We start from the raw sequence: 1044 nt of genomic DNA on the forward strand, positions 1-1044 counted from the left end.
CGCCCGCCGCAAGCCCGGCGGCGTGATGGTCTTCGAGGTGGACCGGTGCGACATCCTGCCGTCCGTCCTGCCGGACATCGCCCACAAGATGTTCGCCCGCATGAAGGTGCAACCATGACCTGGCTATTTCGCAACGACAGTGTCGAACACGAGGGGCGCACACTCTACCGCCTCGCGGGGACGCACGAGACGGGGCGGGGCGCCGAAGACCGGGCGCGGCGCATCCGGCGCCGCGGGATTGCCGCCATCGTGCGCCCTTTGGAGCCCCCCCGGCCGAACGGCCGGGGCACGTTCGCCGTATACGTCGAGGACGTCGAGGACGCCGGGGCGTAACCCCGGCCCGAACCCTGGAGGATGCGACATGACCCGCACGACCATCGAGCACGCGACCTGCCCCGAGTGTGGCGCCGAGGACGAGACGCGCCACCGCCCGACCTGCCGGTACGCCCCGCCCCAGGACTGGACGCTACGCCCCGTCCGGGCCGCGCTGGTCATCCTGGGCGGCGACCTCGACCACCGAGGCCGCGCCGTGATTCCGGGTAAGTGGTACCTGGCCCGCGTCTACGACGACACCGAGGAGATCGTCGCCGGGCCGTGGACCGCCGAGACGCGCGCCCGGCGTGTGGCCGAGCTGGTGACCTCGCCTCGCGCGACCGTTGCGCTGCATCCCTGGCACGGCTTCGCCTACTACAGCTCGGCCCTGTGGGTGAGTCCTCGACATGCGATCACGACGCGCGGCGAGGAGTGGTACTACATGGATGAGACCTGGCACGCGCTGGCGTTGAGCACGTTCATTCGTGGCTTTGCTGCGCTGGACGAGGAGGCGCGAGGGCGCGCGCTGCGCGAGGTGGCCCCGCGCCACTATGGCGAGTACATCCAGCGCGGCGAATACCGCTAACCCCCACGGGCCGGGGCGTGTGCCCCGGCCCACAACCAACCACCACGGAGGCTATCATGAAGCGCACTTATCGTGCAGCATACTGGACGGACGGACAAGGCGAGCTTGTCCTAACCGCGCCTGAGCACGCATCTCTTTCTGACGAG

Annotated in this window: 1 protein-coding gene; it reads left to right on the plus strand. The window is 69.7% G+C overall.

What is annotated here, in order from left to right; translation table 11 throughout:
• The first annotated feature begins 361 nt into the window (after positions 1-361).
• Positions 362-898: a hypothetical protein gene (locus tag VF202_15535; protein HEX7041528.1), complete on the plus strand. Its 537-nt coding sequence runs from the start codon at positions 362-364 to the stop codon at positions 896-898.
• Positions 899-1044: the final 146 nt, after the last annotated feature.

It is taken from the genome of Trueperaceae bacterium, from assembly GCA_036381035.1.
Classification (GTDB): Bacteria; Deinococcota; Deinococci; order Deinococcales; family Trueperaceae; genus DASRWD01.

Coding starts and splice junctions, on each gene's coding strand:
- VF202_15535 (HEX7041528.1), top strand. CDS start 362: ATGACCCGCACGACCATCGAGCACGCGACCTGCCCCGAGTGTGGCGCC.